At 70.9% G+C, this 21,968-nt stretch carries 21 protein-coding genes; 13 read left to right on the top strand and 8 right to left on the bottom strand.

What is annotated here, in order from left to right; all coding sequences use genetic code 11:
• Positions 1 to 66: 66 nt before the first annotated feature.
• Genes LBN7_RS11415 through LBN7_RS11380 form a run of 8 tightly spaced genes read left to right on the top strand, consistent with a single transcriptional unit; the run spans position 67 to position 7,295 of the window.
• Positions 67 to 1,140 (top strand): ABC transporter substrate-binding protein, encoded by a 1,074-nt coding sequence (locus LBN7_RS11415; RefSeq protein WP_407359686.1) that lies wholly within the window; start codon positions 67 to 69, stop codon positions 1,138 to 1,140.
• The gene (locus tag LBN7_RS11410; protein ID WP_116633673.1) at positions 1,137 to 2,027 is read left to right on the top strand and encodes an ABC transporter ATP-binding protein; all 891 of its coding nucleotides are present in this window, start codon (positions 1,137 to 1,139) and stop codon (positions 2,025 to 2,027) included. Before LBN7_RS11415 ends, LBN7_RS11410 begins: the two co-directional genes overlap by 4 nt.
• Positions 2,017 to 2,934, top strand: a complete 918-nt coding sequence (locus tag LBN7_RS11405; protein WP_407359685.1) for an ABC transporter permease — start codon at positions 2,017 to 2,019, stop codon at positions 2,932 to 2,934. The genes LBN7_RS11410 and LBN7_RS11405 overlap by 11 nt, the downstream gene beginning before the upstream one ends.
• Positions 2,931 to 3,842: a uroporphyrinogen-III C-methyltransferase gene (gene cobA, locus LBN7_RS11400; RefSeq protein WP_407359684.1), complete on the top strand. Its 912-nt coding sequence runs from the start codon at positions 2,931 to 2,933 to the stop codon at positions 3,840 to 3,842. Before LBN7_RS11405 ends, cobA begins: the two co-directional genes overlap by 4 nt.
• Before the next feature lie 23 nt (positions 3,843 to 3,865).
• Entirely contained in the window at positions 3,866 to 5,305 is a 1,440-nt protein-coding gene (locus LBN7_RS11395) for an FAD-dependent oxidoreductase (RefSeq protein ID WP_407359683.1), read from the top strand.
• On the top strand, positions 5,302 to 5,631 hold the full coding sequence (gene fdxA / locus LBN7_RS11390) for a ferredoxin (RefSeq protein ID WP_116633669.1): 330 nt from the start codon (positions 5,302 to 5,304) through the stop codon (positions 5,629 to 5,631). The genes LBN7_RS11395 and fdxA overlap by 4 nt, the downstream gene beginning before the upstream one ends.
• Positions 5,624 to 6,568, top strand: a complete 945-nt coding sequence (locus LBN7_RS11385) for an NAD(P)/FAD-dependent oxidoreductase (RefSeq protein WP_407359682.1) — start codon at positions 5,624 to 5,626, stop codon at positions 6,566 to 6,568. The genes fdxA and LBN7_RS11385 overlap by 8 nt, the downstream gene beginning before the upstream one ends.
• Before the next feature lie 49 nt (positions 6,569 to 6,617).
• Complete coding sequence (locus LBN7_RS11380) at positions 6,618 to 7,295, top strand: hypothetical protein (protein ID WP_407359681.1); 678 nt, start codon at positions 6,618 to 6,620, stop codon at positions 7,293 to 7,295.
• Between the two features lie 24 nt (positions 7,296 to 7,319).
• Here the strand turns inward: LBN7_RS11380 and LBN7_RS11375 are convergent, their stop codons facing one another.
• Complete coding sequence (locus tag LBN7_RS11375) at positions 7,320 to 7,781, bottom strand: DUF3817 domain-containing protein (RefSeq protein ID WP_116633666.1); 462 nt, start codon at positions 7,779 to 7,781, stop codon at positions 7,320 to 7,322.
• 78 nt (positions 7,782 to 7,859) lie between these two features.
• Between LBN7_RS11375 and LBN7_RS11370 the strand changes: the two genes are divergently transcribed.
• The gene (locus LBN7_RS11370) at positions 7,860 to 8,777 is read left to right on the top strand and encodes a helix-turn-helix domain-containing protein (protein ID WP_407359680.1); all 918 of its coding nucleotides are present in this window, start codon (positions 7,860 to 7,862) and stop codon (positions 8,775 to 8,777) included.
• Between the two features lie 218 nt (positions 8,778 to 8,995).
• Here LBN7_RS11370 and LBN7_RS11365 read toward each other — a convergent pair whose 3' ends face one another.
• A complete protein-coding gene (locus LBN7_RS11365) occupies positions 8,996 to 10,189 on the bottom strand; it encodes an MFS transporter (RefSeq protein ID WP_407359679.1) in 1,194 nt (397 codons plus the stop codon).
• Positions 10,190 to 10,382: 193 nt separating this feature from the next.
• Here LBN7_RS11365 and LBN7_RS11360 point away from each other — a divergent pair, with 193 nt between their 5' ends.
• Together LBN7_RS11360 and LBN7_RS11355 are read left to right on the top strand one after the other, a co-directional pair.
• On the top strand, positions 10,383 to 11,858 hold the full coding sequence (locus LBN7_RS11360; protein WP_341947242.1) for an alpha/beta fold hydrolase: 1,476 nt from the start codon (positions 10,383 to 10,385) through the stop codon (positions 11,856 to 11,858).
• A gap of 251 nt (positions 11,859 to 12,109) precedes the next feature.
• Positions 12,110 to 12,937, top strand: coding sequence for a serine protein kinase RIO (locus LBN7_RS11355; protein ID WP_243408768.1), 828 nt, complete (start codon positions 12,110 to 12,112; stop codon positions 12,935 to 12,937).
• A 10-nt stretch (positions 12,938 to 12,947) separates the two neighbouring features.
• On the opposite strand, the gene speB is transcribed toward LBN7_RS11355, so the two are convergent.
• Genes speB through LBN7_RS11335 form a run of 4 tightly spaced genes read right to left on the bottom strand, consistent with a single transcriptional unit; the run spans position 12,948 to position 18,546 of the window.
• Entirely contained in the window at positions 12,948 to 13,898 is a 951-nt protein-coding gene (speB, locus tag LBN7_RS11350) for an agmatinase (protein WP_341947240.1), read from the bottom strand.
• Between the two features lie 2 nt (positions 13,899 to 13,900).
• Positions 13,901 to 15,511, bottom strand: coding sequence for a thiamine pyrophosphate-binding protein (locus tag LBN7_RS11345; protein WP_407359678.1), 1,611 nt, complete (start codon positions 15,509 to 15,511; stop codon positions 13,901 to 13,903).
• Positions 15,504 to 17,171, bottom strand: a complete 1,668-nt coding sequence (locus LBN7_RS11340; protein ID WP_341947238.1) for an amidohydrolase — start codon at positions 17,169 to 17,171, stop codon at positions 15,504 to 15,506. The genes LBN7_RS11345 and LBN7_RS11340 overlap by 8 nt, the downstream gene beginning before the upstream one ends.
• 52 nt (positions 17,172 to 17,223) lie before the next feature.
• Positions 17,224 to 18,546, bottom strand: coding sequence for an MFS transporter (locus LBN7_RS11335; protein WP_407359677.1), 1,323 nt, complete (start codon positions 18,544 to 18,546; stop codon positions 17,224 to 17,226).
• Positions 18,547 to 18,768: 222 nt separating this feature from the next.
• On the opposite strand from LBN7_RS11335, the gene LBN7_RS11330 reads away from it, so the two are divergent.
• Together LBN7_RS11330 and LBN7_RS11325 are read left to right on the top strand one after the other, a co-directional pair.
• A complete protein-coding gene (locus tag LBN7_RS11330) occupies positions 18,769 to 19,665 on the top strand; it encodes an Lrp/AsnC family transcriptional regulator (RefSeq protein WP_116633657.1) in 897 nt (298 codons plus the stop codon).
• A gap of 71 nt (positions 19,666 to 19,736) precedes the next feature.
• Positions 19,737 to 21,143: an MFS transporter gene (locus LBN7_RS11325; protein ID WP_407359676.1), complete on the top strand. Its 1,407-nt coding sequence runs from the start codon at positions 19,737 to 19,739 to the stop codon at positions 21,141 to 21,143.
• 19 nt (positions 21,144 to 21,162) lie between these two features.
• Here LBN7_RS11325 and LBN7_RS11320 read toward each other — a convergent pair whose 3' ends face one another.
• The gene (locus LBN7_RS11320; protein WP_407359675.1) at positions 21,163 to 21,663 is read right to left on the bottom strand and encodes a GNAT family N-acetyltransferase; all 501 of its coding nucleotides are present in this window, start codon (positions 21,661 to 21,663) and stop codon (positions 21,163 to 21,165) included.
• Positions 21,656 to 21,931: a DUF1778 domain-containing protein gene (locus LBN7_RS11315; protein WP_116633655.1), complete on the bottom strand. Its 276-nt coding sequence runs from the start codon at positions 21,929 to 21,931 to the stop codon at positions 21,656 to 21,658. Before LBN7_RS11315 ends, LBN7_RS11320 begins: the two co-directional genes overlap by 8 nt.
• Positions 21,932 to 21,968: the final 37 nt, after the last annotated feature.

Here is a 21,968-nt window from a genome sequence, read left to right as displayed (position 1 = left end):
ACCGAACCTGCACCACCGAACCTGCACCACCCCACCTGCACCACCGACCGCTGAGGAGGCGAAACCGTGAAGATCACCCGCACCACCACGACACTCACTGCCCTGGGACTCGCTGCGATGATGCTCGCCGGCTGCGCCTCCGCATCCGCGACCGACGACGCCGCGAAGGGCGAGACGAAGGCACCCGACGAGGTCCGCCTCGGGTACTTCGCCAACGTGACGCACGCCCCGGCGCTCGTGGGGCTCTCCGAGGGACTGTTCGAGGACGCGCTCGGCGACATCGATCTGAAGACAGAGGTCTTCAACGCCGGCCCCGCAGCGATCGAGGCGCTGTCCGCCGGCGCCATCGACGCCACGTACATCGGACCGAACCCCTCGATCAACACCTTCATCCAGTCCGGAGGCGAGTCCGCGCACATCATCGCCGGCGCGACCTCGGGTGGCGCCGCCCTCGTGGTGCGCGAGGGGATCGACAGCCCCGACGATCTCGCCGGTGCGAACATCGCGACCCCGCAGCTCGGCAACACGCAGGATGTGGCGCTGCGCAGCTGGCTGGCCGAGGAGGGGTTCGAGACCTCGACCGCCGGAGGCGGCGACGTCACGATCACCCCGACCGAGAACGCGCAGACCCTCACGCTGTTCCAGCAGGGCGAGCTCGACGGAGCCTGGCTGCCGGAGCCGTGGGTGTCGCGGCTCGTGGTCGAGGCAGGTGCGCACGTGCTCGTCGACGAGGCCGACCTCTGGAAGGACGGGGCGTTCCCGACCACCGTGCTGCTGGTGCGCGCGGAGTTCGCGGAGGAGCACCCCGACGTCGTCGAGGACCTGCTCGAAGGGCACGTGGCCTCGGTCGCCTGGCTCGACGAGCACGCCGACGAGGCTCCCGGCGTCATCAACGACGCCCTGGAGGAGGCCACCGGCAAGCGTCTCTCGGACGACGTGCTCGCGCGCGCCCTCGAGAACGTCACGTTCACGGTCGATCCGCACGCGGAGACCTTCGAGACGCTGGTCGAGAACGGACTGGCCGCCGGCACGCAGAAGAAGGGCTCGATCGACGGGCTGTTCGACCTGCGCGCGCTGAACGCGCTGCTGAAGAAGGACGGCGAGGAGCCCGTCTCCGCCGCCGGCCTCGGGGAGGAATGATGAGTGCGCCCGCGGGGTCGTCAGGAGCCGGGGCCCTGAGCCTGTCTGAGGGCACCCCGGCTGTGTCCGTGGCCGCGCTGACGCCGAGCTTCGACGGTGTCACGCCGCCCGCGGCGCCGGCCGCGCCGGTCGACCCCGCGGTGCGCCTCTCCCACGTCACGAAGCGCTTCGGTGCGGGACCGCTCGTGCTCGACGACGTGACGCTCGACATCGCGCCCGGTGAGTTCGTGTGCCTGCTGGGCGCCTCCGGATGCGGCAAGTCCACCCTGCTCAACCTCATCGCCGGGCTGGAGCCGCTCACGTCGGGTGAGATCCTGACCACCACGGGGTCGCTGAGCCCGTCGAGGGGCGGCGCGGCGGTGATGTTCCAGGAATCGGCGCTGATGCCGTGGCTGACAGCGCGCAAGAACGTCGAGCTCGCGCTCCGGCTGCGCGGCGTCCCCCGCGGCGAGCGCCGCGCGGAGGCGCAGCGGCTGCTGGCGACCGTGAATCTCGCCGAGGCAGGTGACAAGCGGCCCCATGAGCTGTCCGGCGGCATGCGGCAGCGCGTCGCGCTCGCCCGCGCGCTCGCCCAGGACCGCCCCGTCCTGCTGATGGACGAGCCGTTCGCCGCGCTCGATGCCATCACCCGCGACCTGCTGCACGAGGAGCTCGAGCGGGTGTGGCGCGCCACCGGCCGCACGATCGTCTTCGTCACGCACAACGTGCGCGAGGCGGCGCGGCTCGGACAGCGCGTGATCCTGCTCTCCAGCCGCCCGGGTCGGGTCGCCGGGGAGTGGAAGGTCGCCACGACCACCGGCCGGCGCATCGAGTCGCCGGAGGTCGCCGCCCTCGCCACCGAGATCACCGCCGAGCTGCGGAAGGAGATCCGCCGCAATGCCGCTTGACACCGCATCCCCTCGGCTTTCGAGCGACCGCAGCGAGACGAAGGACGACGAGCTGCGCACGCTCTCCGCGGGCCTCGACCGCCTGCAGAGCGCGCAGGGAGACCTCCGCCCCCGATGGCGCACGGCACTGTCGAAGGTGCTGCCGCCCATCGTCCTGCTGCTCGCGCTCCTCGCCGCCTGGCAGCTGTACGTCGTCATCGCCGACCCGCGCCCCGACATCGCCCCCGGTCCGCTCCAGGTGGCGGGTGCGCTCGGCGAGGCCTGGCAGACGGGACGCCTGCAGGAGGCCGTGCTCACCAGCCTCGAGCGCGGGGTCGTCGGCTTCCTCATCGCGATCGCCGTCGGCACCCCGCTCGGTCTGCTCCTGGCCGAATGGAAGCCGCTGCGCCGCGCCGCCGGCCCCCTGATCTCCGGCCTCACCGTGCTGCCCTCCGTCGCCTGGGTGCCGGCCGCCATCATCTGGTTCGGCCTCTCCGACGCGACGGTGTACTTCGTGATCCTGATGGGCGCTATCCCCTCGATCGTGAACGGCCTGCTCTCCGGCATCGACCAGGTGCCGCCGCAGCTGCGCCGGGTCGGGACGGTGCTCGGAGCGAGCCGCTGGCAGCTCGCCACCGCGGTGATCCTTCCGGCCGCGCTCCCCGGGTACGTCGCCGGGCTCAAGCAGGGCTGGGCGTTCTCGTGGCGTTCGCTCATGGCCGCGGAGATCATCGCCGTGGGCGGCTCGATCGGCTTCGGGCTCGGCTCGATGCTGCAGCAGTCGCGCGAACTCGCCGATCTCGCCGGCGTGCTCGGCACGATCCTGCTGATCCTCGCGATCGGCATCCTCATCGAGCTCGCGATCTTCGGACCGCTGGAGCGACGGATGCTGCAGAGCCGCGGCCTCGCGCTGGGAGGCGACCGATGACCGGGATCGTCACCCTCGTGGGGGCAGGGCCCGGCGACGCCGGCCTGCTCACCGTCCGCGGCCTCCGTGCGCTGCAGGAGGCCGACGTGATCGTCGCCGACCGCCTCGGCGCCCGCGCGGTCCTCGAGCAGCTGGCCGCCGAAGGAGTGGAGATCACCGCTGAGGTCATCGACGTCGGCAAGCTCCCCGGACGCCATCCGGTGCCGCAGGACGGCATCAACGACCTGCTCGTGCGGCTCGCCTCGGAGGGGCGCCGCGTCGTGCGGCTGAAGGGCGGCGACCCGTTCGTGTTCGGCCGCGGGCGCGAGGAACAGCAGCACTGCGAAGCCGCCGGCATCCCCGTCGACGTCGTCCCCGGTGTCACGAGCGCCGTGTCCGTCCCCGCCGTCGCGGGCATCCCGCTGACCCACCGCGGGGTGGCGGCATCCTTCACCGTGCTGAGCGGCCACGACCAGATCGAGCCGGGCGGGCCCCTGAGCCTGTCGAAGGGCGATCACACGGTCGTGCTGCTGATGGGTGTGAACACCCTCGGACATTCCGCGCACGTGCTCAGCTCCGGCCCTCGCGGGGTCGACTGCCCGGTCGCGATCATCGAGGACGGTTACGGCGAGCGCGAGCGCGTCACCGTGGGCACGCTCGGCACGATCGCGCAGCTCGCCGCGAGCCGTCAGGTGCGGTCGCCTGCCGTCGTCGTGGTCGGCGACGTGGTGGCTCTGAGCCCGCACGCGGCTCTGATCGTCACCTCGTCCGTCTCCGAGCCGCGCGCACCTCGACCCAAGCCGCACTGGGCGGATGCCCTCGACGCCGGCCTCGCGGTCGACACCGGTCTCATCCAGGCGGTCGACGCCCTGGATCCGGCATCCGCTCGTCGCTCTCCCCTCGCCTCCCTGTTCTCTCGCTCGCGCTGAACGCGCCCCCGAAAGGCTCTGTCATGACCTCCTTCCCCCCTGCCCTGCGCGTCGCGATCGTCGGCGCCGGTCCCGCCGGGATCTACGCCGGCAACCTCCTCGCCACCGCCGTCCTTCGACGGGCTCAGGAACCGGGCGGGCTGCCGGACGCCGATGTCGAGATCGACCTGTTCGAGTCGCTCCCCGCCCCCTACGGGCTGATCCGGTACGGCGTCGCCCCCGATCACCCCCGCATCAAGGGGATCGTGAACTCGCTGCACGAGATGCTCGACGCGTCGACCTCGTCGTCCCGCCGCACGATCCGCTTCATCGGCAACGTCGAGGTCGGTCGCGACATCGCCCTCGACGAGCTGCGTGAGCGCTACCACGCGGTGATCCTCGCGACCGGCGCGATCCGCGACGCCGTGCTCGACATCCCGGGCGTCGACCTGCCCGGCTCGTACGGCGCCGCCGACTTCGTGGCCTGGTTCGACGGCCACCCCGACGTCGCCCGCACCTGGCCTCTCGACGCCTCGTCGGTCGCCGTGATCGGCAACGGCAACGTCGCGCTCGACGTCGCGCGCGTGCTCGCCAAGCACGCAGTCGACCTGCGCACGACCGAGGTGCCGGACAACGTGCTCGAAGGCCTCGAGTCCTCGGCTGTGACCGACGTGCACGTGTTCGGCCGCCGCGGCCCCGCCGACATCAAGTTCACGCCGATCGAGCTGCGCGAGCTCGGCGAGGTGCGCGACGTCGACATCGTCCTGTACGACGAGGACTTCGAGGGCGTCGATCCGGCCGCAGCCCCGAACAACCAGCTCAAGGTCATGCTCCGCACGCTGAACGGCTGGCGCGAGCGCCCCGCCGGCACGGCATCCCGCCGACTGCATCTGCACTTCTGGCACGCGCCCGTGGAGATCACCGGCGACGGGAAGGTCGAGGGCATCCGGTTCGAGCGCACGCGTCTCGTGACCGACGGGACGGATGCCGCGCCGCGGCTGACCGGCACCGGCGAGTTCCGCGACTACGCCGTGCAGTCGGTCTACCGCGCGGTGGGCTACTACGGCACGCGCGTGGTCGACGCCCCGTTCGACGAAGTACGCGGCGTCGTGCCGAACGACGGCGGTCGCGTCGACGGCGAGGCGGGCCTGTACGCGACAGGCTGGATCAAGCGCGGACCCGTCGGCCTCATCGGTCACACCAAGTCCGATGCGCTCGAGACGATCACGCACCTGGTCGCGGATGCCGAGGCGGGCCTGCTGACGGATGCCTCTGGGTCCCTGAGCCCGTCGAAGGGCGAGGGCGACGTGCTCGACCTGCTCGACGCCCGCGAGACGGCGTACACGACGTGGGACGGCTGGCTCGCCCTCGATGCCCACGAGCGCCACCTCGGCGAGACGCACGCCCACGCCCGCGAGCGGGTCAAGGTCGTGCCGCGCAAGGAGCAGGTCGCGGTGTCGCGCGACGATGCCTACGTCCGATGACCTACGTCATCGCGCTGCCGTGCGTGGATGTGAAGGACCGGGCCTGCATCGACGAATGCCCGGTGGACTGCATCTACGAGGGCGAGCGCTCGCTCTACATCCATCCCGACGAGTGCGTCGACTGCGGCGCATGCGAACCCGTGTGCCCCGTCGAGGCGATCTACTACGAGGACGACCTGCCGGAGGAGTGGCAGGATTACTACAAGGCGAATGTCGACTTCTTCTCGGAGATCGGATCGCCCGGCGGCGCCGCCAAGGTCGGCGTCTACGCGTTCGACCATCCGGTGGTCGCCGCCCTTCCCCCACAGGAGGGTGGGCATGACTGAGACGGCTCCGTACGACGTGCTGATCATCGGCGGCGGCCCCGCCGGCCTCTCGGCCGCCCTCAACCTCGGCCGCTCGCTCGTGCGCGTGCTCGTGGTCGATGCGGACCGGCCGCGCAACGCCGCCACGCTGAACTCCCACGGCTTCCTCACCCGGGACGGCGTGCCGCCGCACGAGCTGCGTCGCATCGCCCGCGAGGAGCTCGCGGCCTACCCGAACGTCGAGATCCGCTCGCGCGTGCGCGTCGCGGCGCTCCGGTCGACGGATGCCGAAGCGGACGGGGTGCGCTTCGACGCCGAGATCGGACGACGCGAGCCTGAGACGACGGTCTCGGCGCGGTCGGTGCTGCTCGCCACCGGGCTCCGCGAGACGCTCCCCGACGTTCCGAACCTCCGCGGCTTCTACGGCATGAGCCTGTTCAGCTGCGCCGCGTGCGACGCCTGGGAGCTGCAGGGGCGGCGTCTCGCGCTCATCGGGGAGTCCGCCGACCTCGCCGCCCGCGCACGCCTGATCGGCCGCTGGACCGAGACGCTCACGGTCTTCACGAACGGCGCCGACGTCGTGAGCACGGCAGAGGAGGCAGAGCTCGCCGCTGCCGGCGTCGCCGTGCGACGGCATCCGATCGTCGAGCTCGTGGGCGACCGCGGCCGGCTAGAGGCGATCCGCCTGGCCGACGGGACGACGATCGCCGTGGACGGCGGGTTCGTGCGGCCCGAGTGGGAGACCGAGCTGTCGTTCCTCGACGGCATCGCCCCGACGCTCGACGAGGCCGGGCACCTGGTCACCGATCGCTCCGGACGCACCGATGTGCCCGGTCTCTACGCGGCGGGCGATGCGGCCACCCCCGGCCCGCAGCAGCTCATCGTCGCGGCCGGGGCCGGAGCCCGCGTGGCGGCGGTCATCGTGCACGACACGATCGGCGTCGCGACCGCGCACTGAGCAGGGCTGCCCATCGTCCGCGCCCGCGCACGGGTCTAGGCTGACCGCCATGACGCGCACCTCGCAGCTCTCACCGCTCCTCCGTCTGGCCGCCGCGGCGGTGGTCGTGACGGCGGCGCTTCCGCTCAGCGGATGCCTCTTCGCGCAGATCCCGACGACCGGGCCATCCGAGAGCGCCCCCTCGAGCAGTCCCGAGGCGACCGACGAGCCCGCCGAGGAGCCGTCGGGCGGATCGACGCTGACCTTCGCCGAGGGCCAGGAGCTCTCGAGCAGCGCCTACATCGAATGGGGCGACGGCTTCCTGACAGACGACGCCTGGAAGACGGTCACGCCCGACGACGGCAACGGCGGCTGGACGTACGGCACGGTCGATGACACGTGCACCGCGCAGTTCTGGCAGGGCCGCACCTCCGACGTGGCCGTGGTCGCCGGTGACGACAGCGCCTCGTCCGACGCGATCCTCGGCGTTCTCCTGCAGACCGCGACCGCCGACATCACCGCGGTGGCGACGACCGGCGAGTTCAGCTACCTGGTCGGCGGCGCGGGCGGCGTCGAGACCCGCCAGGTCGTCGGCACCGACGGCGACCGCACCTGGACGATGGCCGCTCGCGCGTTCACGACGACGGGCGTCGGCCTGTACGTGATCGTCGACTGCACCGGCGGCATCGGCGCCGAGGCGACCATGGACCTCGTGAACGAGGCCAACGCGGTGGTCGTCACCCCCTGATCGGCTTCCGGCGAGCGCGAGACCTCACTTGCCGCCGGGAGGACCGACCAGCAGCAGGATCACGTAGAGCGCGACGATCCCGACCGCGAGCAGGAGCACCAGCACCAGGGGCCGACGCAGGAACCAGCGCATCAGCCGGTCGTACCAGCGGCGGTCACGGGGATCGTCGGTCGCATCGAGGCGCCAGGCGCCGTCGAGCCGGCCCGTGCGGTGCAGCCAGATCTCGGTGGGGATGGTGGCGTAGGGCACGATCGCGCTGACGACCGCCAGCACGCCGACCCCGAGGTGCCAGCGCTGGTTGAGCGCGACGAGCACCGCAGTGGCCGCGTAGGCGAGGAACACGAAGCCGTGGATGCCTCCGCCGACCGTCACCACCACGCCGGGTGCGCCGACCGCACGGGCGATGATCGCGGCGATCAGGATCGTCCAGGTGATCGCCTCCGCGATCGCGAGGACTCGGAACAGGCGGTCGGGGGTGCGGAACACGGGACTCCTCGGGTGGCGTCCTCCCAGCGTATCCGGGCGCAGCGGAATACCCGATCGCGCACGGGCGTTGCCGAAGGCATGGTGACAGTGGATGCGGACGCACTCTCGCAGGTGCTCGGCACCGTCGATCTGCGCGTCGGCGTGGCTCGGCGCACCTCCCTTCCCGCGGGAGCGCTGCTGCCGATCCCCCACGACGTGATCACCCTCGTCTACATCGCCGAGGGCAGCGTGCACGGGCATCCGCCGCTGGGAGACGGATGCCGTCTCGACGTCGATCCCGGTTCGCGCCGTCTCACGATCGACCCGCAGGGCACCCGTGATCGGCTCGTCGCCGGCGACGCCTTCCTGATGCTGGGCGGATCGCCGTTCGCGCTCGAGGCCGAAGATGCCGCGAGCCTCATGGTCGTCGACCTCGAACTCGCGGATGCCGCGTCGCAGCTGCGCGCTGTGCTGCCCGAGTTCATCACCGTGACGGGTTTCGACGCCCTCGAACCCGCGGCCGCCGCTCTGGCCGAGAACATGGGCCTCGTCGACCCGGACGCGTGCCCCGTGCGCCAGGGCGATCCGCTGATCTGCCGCATGATGGCGACGACCGTGCTGCTCTCCCTCATCCGCGCCTGGGCGGCGAACGGCTGCGCACCGCAGGGCTGGCCCTCGCTGTCGAACGATCCCTTCCTCGACCGTGTCGTCGAGGCGATTCACGAGGAGCCCGGTCGCGACTGGACCGTCGAGCGCCTCGCCGGGGTCAGCGCGATGTCACGATCGACGTTCGCCGAGCGCTTCCGCACCGCCGTCGGCCGCTCCCCCGCCGACTACGTCACCGAGGTGCGCGTCGACGCGGCGAAGCGGATGCTCGACGCCGGACGAGCCGTCTCCGAGATCTCGCGGGAGCTCGGCTACGCCTCGGACGAGGGCTTCAGCCGCGCGTTCCGCCGCCGCACCGGCATGACACCGTCATCCTGGCGCATGGCCCACCGCGCGCCCGTCCCCGCGTAGCCCCCGGCATCCGGCATCCGGCATCCGGCATCCGGCATCCGGCATCCGGCATCCGGCATCCGGCATCCGGCATCCGGCACCGATTGCGGGCACGACTTCGGAGTTCCGCGCGCGACACGCCGCGGGGCTCCGAAGCCGCGGCGTGTCGGCCGTGATCTCCGAAGCTGTGCGCTGTCGGCCGGGCCCGCCGCGGCGGGTCGGGCGTGCCGCGATCCCGCTCAGGCCTTGATGCGGTTGGAGGCGCCGAAGAGCACGGCTCCGACGAGCAGGATCGCCGCCCCGACCGCGTACACGAGCTCGATGCTCATGGTGTCGACGAGGAATCCGCCCACGCCCGCCGCGATCATGATGGCGCCCTGGAACCCGACGACGACCAGGCTGCCGCCCGCCTCGAGGCGGTCCGGCATCCGGTGACCGACCCAGGTGTTCACGACGATGAGCCAGGAGGCGAAGAACAGGCCCCAGACGAACACGACGATGCCGATCCCGAGCACGGTGCCCGAGAGCAGGATCATCGAGGCGACTGCCACGGCGATGACGACGGGGGCGAACACGGCGAAGAAGGCGAAGGAGCGGTCGATCACGAGGCCGATCACGAGGTTGCCGATCAGGCCGCCCGCACCGAACAGGGCGAGCAGCACCACGATGGTGGAGGCGTCGATATCCGGGATGCGCTCCAGCGCGAGGCGCACGTAGGTGTACGCGAGGAAGTGGCCGAGGACGATCAGCACGTGTCCGATCATGCCGAGGCTGATGCCCGGACGACGCACCGTGTCGACCAGGAGACGGAGGCTGGATGCCTGAGCGGCCGGCACCGAGGGCAGGAGCGTCCGCAGCGCGATCGCGAGGAGTCCGGTGACGACCCCCGCCAGGGCGAAGACCACGCGCCAGTCGATGAGCTCGCTGAGCATCACCCCGATCGGCACGCCGGCGACCGTGGCGAGCGAGGTCCCCGCGGCCGTGAACATGACCGCACGGCCGAGGCGCTCGGGTCCGGCGATGCGCGCGGCGACCGTGATGGACATCGACCAGAACGCGCTGATCGCCGCCCCGAGCAGGAACCGGGCGAGCAGCACGATGATGAGGTTCGGCGAGATCGCGACGATGAGGTTCGACACGGCCGCGGCGAGCGCCATCCACACGAGCAGCGATCGGCGATCGAGGCGGGGGAAGATCAGGCCGATCGTCGGTGCCACCACCAGGCCGACGAGCGCGGTGACCGTGACGGTCTGCCCCGCCTGTCCCGGGGTGACGCCCAGCGACGCCGCCATCTCGGTGAGCACGCCGTTGGGGAGGAACTCCGCCGTCACCAGCAGGAAGCTCATCAGCATCACGACGATGAGGCCGCCGTACGGCATCCGCCCTGCTCGAGAAGGGGATGCGGTCGTCGGGATCGGCGCTGTCGTGGTCATGGTTCCACGCTCTCAGGTTCCGCGGGTCGACGCCCGACCGGTCGTCCACGGCATCCGACCATTCGTCCGGCGCGCGAGCGCAAGATCGTCCCGCGGGTGGACAGGCACGGGCCCGCGGGAGGACGCGGTGCGGACGTCGCGATCGTTAGCGTGGCGACGCCAGACCAACCGATGACTCCTGCGAAAGGCTCTGATGAAGACCCCTGCCCTCTTGACGACGGCCGCCGTGACGGTCGCGCTCCTCGCGCTGACCGCGTGCACGGCGGGCGGCACCGACACCGCCGAGCCCGACTGGAAGCCGAAGCCGGTGACCTGGAGCGAGTGCTCTCCCGACGATCCCGCCGTGACCATCGAGCCCGGCCTCGAGTGCGCCACGCTGAAGGTCCCCCTCGACTACTCCGACCCCGAGGCCGGCATGACCGAGATCGCGCTGTCGAAGCTCTCCGCGACCGAGAGCGCCGAGAATGCCGAGACGGTCCTGATGAACCCGGGTGGGCCCGGGGCCGGCGGCCGCTCCCTGCCCTTCCTCGGCACGGCGAACCTCGCCGACCTCGCCACCGACCACGACCTGGTCGGATTCGATCCGCGCGGGACCGGCGCGAGCGCCCCACTCGACTGCCTCGAGCAGGCCACCACCCTGACCGGCTTCGAGCCGACGGAGGAGGCGATGACGGCCGCGATCGACGCCCAGACGAAGGATCGAGCCGCCTGCATCTCGGAGAACGAGGAGTACATCGCCTCGATGAACGCGGCGACCACCGCGCGTGACATGGACGCGATCCGCGTCGCGCTCGGCCTGAAGAAGGTCGACTATCTCGGCTACTCGTGGGGCACCTACCTGGGCGCGGTCTACCGCTCGCTCTTCCCGGAGAGCATCGATGAGATCGTGCTCGACTCCATCGCGCCGCCCGACATCGATCTGGCTGCGATCCAGCCCGGCGTCGCCGAGCTCGGCGAACCGGCCCTGCAGGCATTCGCCGAGTTCGTCGCCGCGAGCCCCGAGGGGGCGACGCTCGGGACGACTCCCGACGAGGTGAAGACCTCGCTGACGGAGCTCTCGGACACCATGCTGGGCAAGCAGGTGACCGTGCCGGAGGACGACGGCTTCGGCGGCACCCTCGGCGCCGCCGCCCTGTCGGACGCGGTGTTCGGGGTCAAGGCGACCTGGCCGATCATGCTGGCGCAGATCGTGCAGATGGATGCCGCGCTCGGCACGCTCGCCGACGTCGAGCCCGGCACCGACATCGTCGCCAGCGGCACCGAAGCCGCGTATCTGTGCAACGACTCGACCACCGAGCAGTCTGCGGCATCGGCGTGGAAGAGCATCTCGAAGCTCCGCGCCGACTTCCCCCAGACGTGGACGGCGACGCAGGCCTACTACTACGGATTCTGCGTGGACTGGCCGGCCGACCTGTCGCCGGACCCCGTCGCGCTCGAGGACACCGGACGCCCCCTGCTGCTCGCCGCCCACACAGACGAGCTGGTGACGCCGGAGTCCCTCGCGCCCGACATGCAGGGTGCGATCGGCGGCTCCATCCTCACCATGGAGGACGACGTCCACGGAAGCACCGGTAACGCGTCGGCGTGCGGCGCGGCCGCGGTGACCGAGTTCCTGCGGACGGGGAAGACGGAGACCACCACCTGCGAGTACGACATCCCGGCACCCTGACGCATCGCCGTCGCGAGACGCACCCATCCGTGATCGGGTGGGTGCGTCTCCGCGTCCGGGGGAACACGCGGTCTGGACAGCCCCCGCACGCAGGCCCTAGGCTCGTCGACGCACCGGGACGAGCCCGGAAGGCCGAGCGGAAGGAGCTGAGGACATGAACACCGTCTTCGTCGCGCTCTCCGCCGACATCCTTCCCTTCGAGGCCGCCCGCTCCTGATCCCTGGTGTGGCCTCCTCTTCCGGAGCCACATCTTGTCTGATCCTTTCGAAACAGAACTCTTCTTCGCCGACGTCGAACCCGGCGAGAACCAGCGCTGGACCACCTGGCCGGCCGTCACCCCTTCCGAACGCGGCCCCGAGCCCCGGCCCTCGTGGGTCGTGACCTCCGCCGGCGCGCTCGACACCGAGCTCGGCATCCTCAAGACCGGAAAGGAGGCCGACGTGTTCCTGCTGGAGCGCGCCGTGCCGGATGATCCGACGCAGCACACGCTGCTGGCGGCGAAGCGCTACCGCTCTGCCGAGCACAGCAGCTTCCACCGCTCGGCCGTCTACACCGAGGGTCGCAGCACCCGGAACACCCGCGACACCCGCGCCCTCGCGAAGAAGTCGAGCCATGGGCGCGAGGTCGCCGCCGCACAGTGGTCATTCGCGGAGTTCGAGGCGCTGTGCCGGATGTGGGAGCGGGGCGCGCCCGTCCCCTACCCGGTGCAGGTCAACGGCACCGAGGTGCTGATGGAGTTCCTCGGCGACGCGCACGGCACGGCCGCGCCGCGACTGGCCCAGGTGCGCAGCGACCGCGCCGAGCTCGCCGACTTCTTCACGCAGATCGTCGACCTCATGCGCACGTTCGCCGCCGCCGGCTTCGCGCACGGCGACCTGTCGGCGTACAACCTGCTCGTGCACGAGGGGCGGGTGCGGGTGATCGATCTGCCGCAGATCGTCGACATCATCGCGAACCCGCAGGGTCTCGACCTGCTGCACCGCGACTGCGTCAACATCTGCGACTGGTTCCGCCGGCGACGGGTCGAGTGCGACGCGGAGGAGCTGTTCGCCGAGCTGCTCGCCGCGTCGTACGCGTGAGCCCTTCGTCTCAGGGCCGCGCGACCTGTGCCGCCAGCAGGCTCACGAGCTCGTACACGACGTGGCTCGCGGCGATGCCGGTGATCTGGGCGTGGTCGTATGCCGGGGAGACCTCGACGACGTCGGCGCCGACGATGTCCTGCGCGCCGAGCGCCCGCAGGATGCGCAGCAGCTCGCGGCTCGTCAGACCGCCGGCCTCGGGCGTGCCGGTGCCGGGGGCGTGTGCGGGGTCGAGCACGTCGATGTCGATCGAGACGTACAGCGGCTTGTCGCCGATGCGCTGCAGGATCCGCGCGATCGCGGCCTCGACGCCGTGCTCCTCGATGTACTCGCTCGACACGATCGAGAAGCCGAGGCGCTCGTCGTCCTCGAGGTCCTGCTTGGAGTACAGGGGGCCGCGGGTGCCGACGTGGCAGCTCGCGGTGAGGTCGATCAGCCCCTCCTCACTCGCGCGGCGGAACGGGGTGCCGTGCGTGATCGGCGCGCCGAAGTACGTGTCCCAGGTGTCGAGGTGCGCATCGAAGTGCAGCACCGCGACCGGGCCGTGCTTCGCTGCGACCGCGCGCAGCAGCGGGAGCGCGACCGTGTGGTCGCCGCCGATCGTGACGATGCGCTGCACCTGCTCGCCGAGCGCGATCGCGGCGGTCTCGACCTCGCTCACCGCGGCGGTCAGGTCGAACGGGTTCACCGGGATGTCGCCGGCATCCACCACCTGCGCGATCGCGAAGGGCGACACGTCCTGCGCCGGGTTGTACGGGCGCAGCAGGCGCGAGGACTCGCGCACGTGCGACGGTCCGAAGCGCGTGCCGGGACGGTAGCTCACGCCGGAGTCGAACGGGATGCCGACGACGGCGATGTCGGCGCGCGGCACATCCTCGATCCGGGGCAGCCGCGCGAAGGTCGCGATCCCGGAGTACCGGGGGTTCACGGAGGCGTCGATGGGGCCGATGTTCTCGGTCATGGTCAGTCCTGTCTTCCGGTGGGGATGTGGACGAGCTGCACGCCGCCCTCGGCGATGGCCTCACGGATGCTGTGCGCGATGTCTTCGGCCCTGTCGACGCGGCGACCGGTGGCCCCGAACGCCGTGGCGAGAGCTGCCCAGTCCGGCTGCACGAGGTCGACGCCCACGGGAGCCATCCCGCGATCGATCTCGTTCTGACGGATCTCGGCGTAGCCGCCGTTGTCGACGCACACGATCGTGACGTCGAGGCGCTGCTCGACCGCGGTCACGAGCTCGTTGACGCAGAACATCAGCGCACCGTCGCCGATCACGGTGACGACCGGCCGCTCCTCCTGAGCGACCCGTGCGCCGATCGCGGCGGGCAGGCCGTAGCCGAGCGTCGCGTAGGTGGGCGTGTACAGCAGCGAGTGCGGATGCCGTGCCTGCAGCACGCTGCCCAGCGCCATGTAGACGATCTGCGAGGAGTCGCCGGCGACGATCGCGTCGGCGGGCAGGGCGTCGGCGATGATCTCGGCGAGCGCGACGGCCTCGGGTGCGGTCGCGCGCATCTCGGCATCGATCGCCGCCCGCTCGGCCGTCAGATCGGGCGCGGGTCGCGGCTCCGACGGGAGCGCCGCGAGCAGTGCGCTGCCGACGGTCGCCGCGTCTCCGGTGATCCCGACGGTCGCGGCCAGGTTCTTGTCGCGCTGCGCGGGCGAGATGTCGACGCGCACGACGGCGCCGCGCGCCTCCAGCCGCGGAGCCCACAGCTCGGCCTCGCCCAGCTTCGAGCCGATCACGAGCAGCGCGTCGGCGTCTTCCGCCACGGCACGGGCCGCCGCGAGCCGCAGGTTCGATCCGAGGGAGAGCGGATGCCCTTCATCGACGACGCCCTTGCCGTTGAGCGTCGTGAGCACCGGAGCCCCCAGGCGCTCGGCGAGCGCGGTGACCTCGGCGGCAGCATCCGTCGCGCCGCCGCCGGCGACGATCACCGGGGTGCGGGCGGAAGCCAGCAGGCGCGCGGCATCCGCCACAGAGGAGGGGTCGCCCGCGGCGGGATCGGGCGCGGGGCGCGCTTTTCGATCCGCGAGGGGGACACGCGCGGGGGCTTCGAGAACATCGAGGGGGATCTCGATATGCACGGGCCGCGGGCGACCGGTTCGGAAGAGGGTGAAGGCGTCGTGCACGGCCTCGACGGCCTCGGCAGCCGAACGCACCCGGCGCGACCACTCGGCGATGGCGCCGACCATGGCCGTGGCATCCTTCGTCTCGTGGAGGGTGCCGACGTCGGCGAACTCGGCACCCAGCGGAACGCCGGGTGAGAGCACGATCATCGGACGCGACTCGCAGAACGCCGTGCCGATCGCGCTCATGGCGTTCTGCAGTCCCGGTCCGGAGGTCGTGATGACGACACCCGGGAGGCCGGTCTGCTGCGCCCAGCCGTCGGCGCCGTAGCCGGATCCCTGCTCGTGACGGTTCGTCACCGCGCGGATGCCGAGGTCGGCGAGCGGCCGATACAGCTCGAGGTTGTGGGTGCCCGGGATCCCGAAGATCGCGGTCACCCCGTAGGCGCGGATGGTCTCGAGGACCGCGCGGCCCGCGGTGTCGGCGTACGTCTCGTCGGAATCAGGCACGGTACCGACGCTCCCCATCGACCCAGGTCTCACGCACCGTGATCGCGGCGATGTCCTCCCCGGCGACCGCGAGCGGATCATCGGAGAGCACGGCGAAGTCGGCGTACTTGCCGACCTCGAGCGAGCCCAGGTCGTCTTCGCGGCCGATCGAGATCGCGCCCTCGATCGTGTGGGCGCGGAGGGCGGCGAGCGCGGTCACCCGCAGGTCGTCGGGGCCGAGCTTGTGCCCGCGACGCGTCACTCGCGTGACGGCGGTCTGGACGGCCTCGAGCGGGATCGGCTCGGCGACCGGGGCATCCGAGGAGATCGTGAACGGCACGCCGGCGCGCTCGAACTCGCCGAGCGGGTTGAAGCGCTCGCCCGGAGTGCCGATCGCCTCTTCGACGCCCTCACCCCAGTTGAAGTAGTGCTGCGTCTGGTTCACCGGACGGATGCCGGAGACGGCCATCCGCTCGATCTGCTCGGGCGTCGGCAGCCCGCAGTGCTCGATGCGGTGCCGGGCATCGGCATCCGGACGCTCGGCGAGCGCGGCCTCGATCGCGGAGACCACCATCTCGATCGCGGTGGGTGACTGCGCATGCGTCGCGGTCTGGAGACCCGCGGCGTGGGCCCTGCTGATGAGGGCGGTGTACTCGGCGGGCTCGTGGTACAGCTGGCCCGTGCGGCACGGGTCGCCCACATAGCCGTCGGGGAAGTACGCGGTCCAGCCGCCGAGCGTGCCGTCGGCGTAGAGCTTGATGCCCGCGAAGCTGAGGTGGGCGTTGCCGAACTGGCCGACGAGTCCCATCTCGAGCGCCTCGTCGAGCAGATGCGAGAGCAGGTACATCGACACGCGCAGCTCGAGGCGCCCGGCCTCGGCGAGACGCAGGTACATGTCGAACTCGCGGCGCGTGACCTGCGCGTCTCCGATCGAGGTGACGCCGCCGGCGAGGAACCGCTGGGTCGCGGCATCCAGTTGGCGGAGGTGCTCCTCGGGCTCGTCGGCGAGGTGGAAGTTCGGGCCGTGGTGGCCGATCTTCACGCCGTGCACCCCGGTGAGGATGTTGCACGCGGCATCCGACAGCTCGCCCGTCAGCTCGCCGTCGGCGTCGCGGAAGAACTCGCCGCCGTCGGGGTTCGGGGTGTCGCGGTCGACGCCGTTCACGGTGAGCGTGTGCGAGTTGACGACGCCGCCGTGACCGGACGCGTTCATCAGGTACACCTCGCGGTCGGCCGCGACCTCGTCGAGCTCGAAGCGAGTCGGATGCCGCTTCTCGGCGAGGTTGCGCTGCTCGTAGCCGTAGCCGCGCACCGGCCGTCCCGCGGGGGTCTCGGCGGCGGCCGCCTGCAGCAGCGCCACGATCTCCGGGATGCTGCCGGCCTTCTCCGGCCCGCAGTCGACCCAGGTCATCAGCTGGCCGTACATCAGGGGGTGCGCGTGCGCGTCGACGAAGCCGGGGACGACGACCGCGTCGCCGAGGTCGACCCGTTCGGGGGCGAGGCCGGCGCGGTCCGCGGCGGCCTCGCACTCCTCCACGCTGCCGACCGCGAGGATCCGCCCGCGGTCGGTCAGCATGGCCGTGGCCGCGGTGGCGGCGGCATCCGCGGTGTGGATCGCCCGTGCCGTGAGGAGTCGCGGCGCGGTCTGAGCCGAGCGGTCGAAGGGGGTGAGCTTTCTCATGGGAGCCTGTTCGCGATCGTGTCGGTGCGGGCGGGGAAGGAGTCGGCGCCGATCAGGGCAGCCGGTTGGCCGTGGTGTCGGTGCGGGCGGTGAACGATGCCGTGACCGGAGCCTCATCCGAGTGCTGCGGCGCGAGACGCGTGCAGATGCCGGCGATGACGGCCATGCCGATGAACATCGCGATGACCGACCAGACGCTGCCGGTCCAGGCGATGAGCTGCGTCGCGAACCAGGGCGAGAAGCCCGCCCAGAGCGCGGCGCCGACGCCGTAGGACAGCGCGAGCGAGGTGTACCGGGCCTGAGGACGGAACATCTGCGCGAGCAGGGCTGCGATCGGCGCGTAGGTCGCGCTCATGGCGATGCGCACCAGCGAGGCGAAGAGGAAGATCAGAGGTTCGACCCGGCCCGGCATGATCAGCAGGAACGGCACGAACGTGAGCACCGAGGTGACCAGACCGATGTACATGACGTTCTTGCGACCCCACTTGTCGCCCAGCCAGGCGACCGGGAGCGTCACGACGAACTCCACGAACGAGGCGATCGTCATCGCGTCGAGGATGACCTGCTCGCTGATCGCGATGGGCTCGCCCGTGGCGTAGGCCGTGGCGAACGTGGTCGCGAGGTAGTAGCCGCCGGTCGAGATCGGCAGGATGCCGATGCCGAGCAGGATCGGGCGCCAGTTCGTCCGCAGTGCGAAGGCCAGCGGCATCGACTGCTTGCGACCCTCGACCTTCGCCTCGAAGACGGGCGTCTCCTCGACGCGGTAGCGGACCCAGAACCCGACGCCCACCAGCACGATCGACAGCAGGAACGGGATGCGCCATCCGCAGTCCATGATGAAGTCCGGGCTCACGCGCGACATGATCGCGAAGATGCCCGAGGCGAGGAGCGCACCGGCCGGGTTGCCGAGCTGCGTGAAGCCGCCGTAGAACGTCTTCGACTTCTCGGGGGCGTGCTCGACGCTCATGAGCACCGCGCCGCCCCACTCGCCGCCGACCGCGAGGCCCTGGAGGGCGCGGAGCAGGATCAGGAGGATGGGCGCGAGGATGCCGACGTTCTCGTAGGTGGGGAGGCAGCCGACCAGGACGGTCGCCGCCCCCATCAGCAGCAGGGTGATGACGAGCGAGGTGCGGCGGCCGAGCTTGTCGCCGATGTGGCCGAAGATGATGCCGCCGAGGGGGCGGACGAGGAAGGCGACGGCGAAGGTGGCGAAGGCGGCGGCCGTCTCGGCGAGCCGGTCGCCGCTCGGGAAGAACAACGGGCCGAAGACGAGGGCGGCGGCCGTCGCGTAGACGTAGAAGTCGTACCACTCGATGGTGGTGCCGACGAAGGCGGCGACGCCTGCGCGTCGCGCCTTGCTGTGCGTGGAAGTCATGGGGTAACCGCTCCTTTGCGGAAGATGTCGGATATCGGAGGATGCTACGGGCGCATGGAGCCGGCGACAAGGCCAGAACTCCAGCGATAGGAGCCATTCACTGGAGAAATGATCGGCTGATGAAGCAAGTATCGCCTTCCCGCCGGTAGAGCGACCTCCTATGCTGATGATGTGCTCGCGTCCGCGAGCGATCCCGGGAAAGTGACGAATCGAGGGAGATCCATGGATTTCGACGCCGAGCTCATCCGGGCGCTCCAGGAAGACGGACGCGCCAGCATCCGCTCGCTGTCCGTGCGTCTCGGGCAGTCCCGGGCTGCCGTCGCGGCACGGTTGAAGGCCATGCTCGAAGATCGCACCGTGCGGGTGGTCGCCGCGGTCGATCCCGTCTTCCTCGGTCAGCACGTCCTCGCACACGTCTCGATCCGCACCGACGGCGCCGTCGAGGTCGTCGCGGAGCACCTGCGGGACCTCGACGAGACGGTGCTGGTCTCGGCGGTCGGCGGAGCGCACGACGTCGTGACCGAGATCCGCGTCGGCTCGATGTCGGAGCTGCACGACCTGCTCGCCCAGATCCGCGCCATCACGGGCGTGCTCGACATCAGCACCATCATCTACTCCACCGTCGTGAAGGGGTTCTTCGTCTCGGAGTACCACGGCGGGGTGACGCTCGACGCGATCGACGAGGCGCTGATCGAGCAGCTGCAGACGGATGGGCGCCGGAGCTTCCGCGCGCTGGGTGAGCAGGTGCGGCTCTCGCCTTCCGCTGTGGCCACCCGCGTGCAGCGGCTCATCGACGCGGGAGTCATCAAGATCAGCGCGGTCGAGGCGCGCGGTCTCGCGCACCGACAGCTGTCGATGGGCGTCGGCATGATCCTCGGCGACGACGACGAGGCCGTGATCGACGAACTCCGGCGCGGCCGCGGAGTCGACTTCGCCGCGCGCACGCTGGGGCGTTTCGATGCGGTCGCGACCCTCGTCGAGCCCTCGGCGGGCGCGCTGTACGCGAGCCTCGAGCGCCTGCGCGCTCTGCCCGGCGTCACACGCATCGAGGCGTGGCTGCACCTCGCCGTGCTGAAGGAGGACTACGCCCGCACGCTGCGGCCGCTGCGCACGGAGTGATCCGCTCAGTCCGGCATCCACGTGCGGCGCGCCGTCACCGCCCGTTCACCGGGCAGCGCCAGACTTCGAGCATGAGCGAACCTGACGCGCGTCCTGGCGTTCCGGAGCCTGCCGCCACCGCGAACAGCGGCGCCGTCGGCGTGATCGGCTTGGACCTGCGCGGCGAGACACCCGCCCCGAGGAAGCAGGTCTACTCGTGGGCGCTGTGGGACTGGGCGACGCAGCCCTTCAACACCGTGATCCTCACGTTCGTGTTCACGGCGCTGTACCTGGTCGGCGAGGGCTTCCTCCCCGCCGACATCGCCGCGCTCGACTCGTCCGACCCGGCCCGCATGGCCGCCGAGGCCGACCTCGCGTCGGGGCTCGGACTGGGGTCGACGATCGCGGCGTTCGGCATCCTGCTGCTCGCTCCCGTGCTCGGCCAGCGAGCGGATGCCGCAGGCCGGCAGAAGCTGTGGCTGGGGATCGGCACCGGTGCCCTGGTCTTCTGCATGCTCGGCCTGTGGTTCGTCGAACCGACCCCCAGCCTGTTCTGGCTCGGCGTCGCGCTGATCTCGGCGGGGTCGGTGTTCGGCGAGATCGCGGCGGTGAACTCCAACGCGATGCTCATCGGCATCGCGACCCCGAAGAACGTCGGTCGCATCTCGGGCCTCGGCTGGGGTTTCGGGTACATCGGCGGCATCCTCGCGCTCGTCATCGTGGTCGTGCTCGACACCTTCGACTGGTTCGGGATGTCGACCGACAACGGCCTCGCCTACCGGCTGATCGCGGTCGGATGCGCGGTCTGGACGATCATCTTCAGCATCCCGATCTTCCTGAACGTGCCGGAGCCCTCGCTCGGCCGCCCCGAGCGCAAGGTGGGCTTCTTCCAGTCCTACGCGCTTCTGGTGAAGGACGTCGCCGGTCTCTACCGCGACCCCGAGACCCGGCCGACCTTCTGGTACCTGCTCTCGAGCGCCGTCTTCCGCGATGGGCTCGGCGGCGTCTTCGCGTTCGGCGCCATCATCGGCACCGCGGTGTTCGGTTTCGAGACGCAGGCGATCATCATCTTCGGCATCGCGGCGAACCTCATCGCCGGCGTCTCGACGATCCTCGCCGGACGCCTCGACGATCGCCTCGGACCGAAGCGCATCATCCTCGCCTCGATCGGATCGATGGTCGTCGCGGGCCTCGCGGTGTTCTTCCTGCGCGACGGCGGCGCGATGGTGTTCTGGGTCGGCGGGTTGATCCTCTGCGCATTCGTCGGGCCCGCGCAGGCGGCGGCTCGCTCGTTCCTCGCACGCGTCACGCCGGCGGGCCGCGAGGGCGAGATCTTCGGGCTCTACGCCACGACCGGCCGCGCGGCCAGCTGGATCGCCTCGGGCGCCTGGACGGTGCTCATCGTGGCGACGAGCCAGACGGCGTACGGCATCCTCGGGATCGTGCTCGTCCTGATCCTGGGGTTCGTGCTGCTGCTCCCGGTCAAGGCGCCGCGCTGACCTGTCGCCGGACTCGTGTTCAGAGGAGCGTCTCGCGGACGTCGGCGAGAAGCATGTACAGCGTGCGCTCCTCACCGGGGAAACGAGTGAACCCGTATCGCTCGTAGAACGGCACCACGCCCTCGGTCATGGCATGCACGAGGATCGCGCGGATGCCGATCGCCTCGGCGGCCTCGACGGCCCGGACGGTGGCATGCTGCAAGAGTGACGCGCCGAGCCCCTGGCCGGCGAACGCCTCATCGACCGCAAGCCGACCGAGCAGCACCACCGGTACCGGATCGGGCTGCTGACGGGAAAGCTCCGCCGGCACGGCGTCGCGGACGATCGCGCTTGATGACAGACAGTAGTAGCCGGCGACCCGGCCGTCACGCAGGACCGAGACCATCGTCCGTGAGGCGCCGGATCGTTCGTTGCCTCGCGCTCGCGCGCGCAGCCACGCGTCGAGCTGCTCCTCGCCGCACCGGAAGTCGCTGACACGATCGCCGGCGGCTATCGGTCTCGGTCGCAGGAACTCAGTCAACGAAGACGGAACCACGGGTCAGGAGCGAGCGGAGTCCGTCCAGGTTCTGAGCGGGACGATCGAGCACCTCGAGGAACGCATCGAACCGGATCGCGTCGACTCGCAGCTGACGATCGCGCTGGATGACCTCGTCGGCCCGAGCCACCAGCGTCTCGGCCGAGAAGTCGGTGACCGATCGCCCCTGCAGGGCCGCGGCCTCCTCGATCGCCGCCTTCTGCGCAGAGGTCACACGCAGTTCGATCCGCCGATCCTTGAGGGGAGATGCCATGCCGTCGATTGTACGGCAATCTTCCGTACGAGGGACG

The organism is Microbacterium sp. LBN7, assembly GCF_045690345.1.
Classification (GTDB): Bacteria; Actinomycetota; Actinomycetes; order Actinomycetales; family Microbacteriaceae; genus Microbacterium.
This window is presented reverse-complemented; position numbering and strand designations above follow the sequence as displayed.

Coding starts and splice junctions, on each gene's coding strand:
- cobA (WP_407359684.1), top strand. CDS start 2,931: ATGACCGGGATCGTCACCCTCGTGGGGGCAGGGCCCGGCGACGCCGGC.
- LBN7_RS11360 (WP_341947242.1), top strand. CDS start 10,383: ATGAAGACCCCTGCCCTCTTGACGACGGCCGCCGTGACGGTCGCGCTC.
- speB (WP_341947240.1), bottom strand. CDS start 13,898: ATGACCGAGAACATCGGCCCCATCGACGCCTCCGTGAACCCCCGGTAC.
- LBN7_RS11365 (WP_407359679.1), bottom strand. CDS start 10,189: ATGACCACGACAGCGCCGATCCCGACGACCGCATCCCCTTCTCGAGCA.
- fdxA (WP_116633669.1), top strand. CDS start 5,302: ATGACCTACGTCATCGCGCTGCCGTGCGTGGATGTGAAGGACCGGGCC.
- LBN7_RS11385 (WP_407359682.1), top strand. CDS start 5,624: ATGACTGAGACGGCTCCGTACGACGTGCTGATCATCGGCGGCGGCCCC.
- LBN7_RS11380 (WP_407359681.1), top strand. CDS start 6,618: ATGACGCGCACCTCGCAGCTCTCACCGCTCCTCCGTCTGGCCGCCGCG.
- LBN7_RS11405 (WP_407359685.1), top strand. CDS start 2,017: ATGCCGCTTGACACCGCATCCCCTCGGCTTTCGAGCGACCGCAGCGAG.
- LBN7_RS11340 (WP_341947238.1), bottom strand. CDS start 17,171: ATGAGAAAGCTCACCCCCTTCGACCGCTCGGCTCAGACCGCGCCGCGA.
- LBN7_RS11410 (WP_116633673.1), top strand. CDS start 1,137: ATGATGAGTGCGCCCGCGGGGTCGTCAGGAGCCGGGGCCCTGAGCCTG.
- LBN7_RS11370 (WP_407359680.1), top strand. CDS start 7,860: ATGGTGACAGTGGATGCGGACGCACTCTCGCAGGTGCTCGGCACCGTC.
- LBN7_RS11395 (WP_407359683.1), top strand. CDS start 3,866: ATGACCTCCTTCCCCCCTGCCCTGCGCGTCGCGATCGTCGGCGCCGGT.
- LBN7_RS11325 (WP_407359676.1), top strand. CDS start 19,737: ATGAGCGAACCTGACGCGCGTCCTGGCGTTCCGGAGCCTGCCGCCACC.
- LBN7_RS11330 (WP_116633657.1), top strand. CDS start 18,769: ATGGATTTCGACGCCGAGCTCATCCGGGCGCTCCAGGAAGACGGACGC.
- LBN7_RS11335 (WP_407359677.1), bottom strand. CDS start 18,546: ATGACTTCCACGCACAGCAAGGCGCGACGCGCAGGCGTCGCCGCCTTC.
- LBN7_RS11315 (WP_116633655.1), bottom strand. CDS start 21,931: ATGGCATCTCCCCTCAAGGATCGGCGGATCGAACTGCGTGTGACCTCT.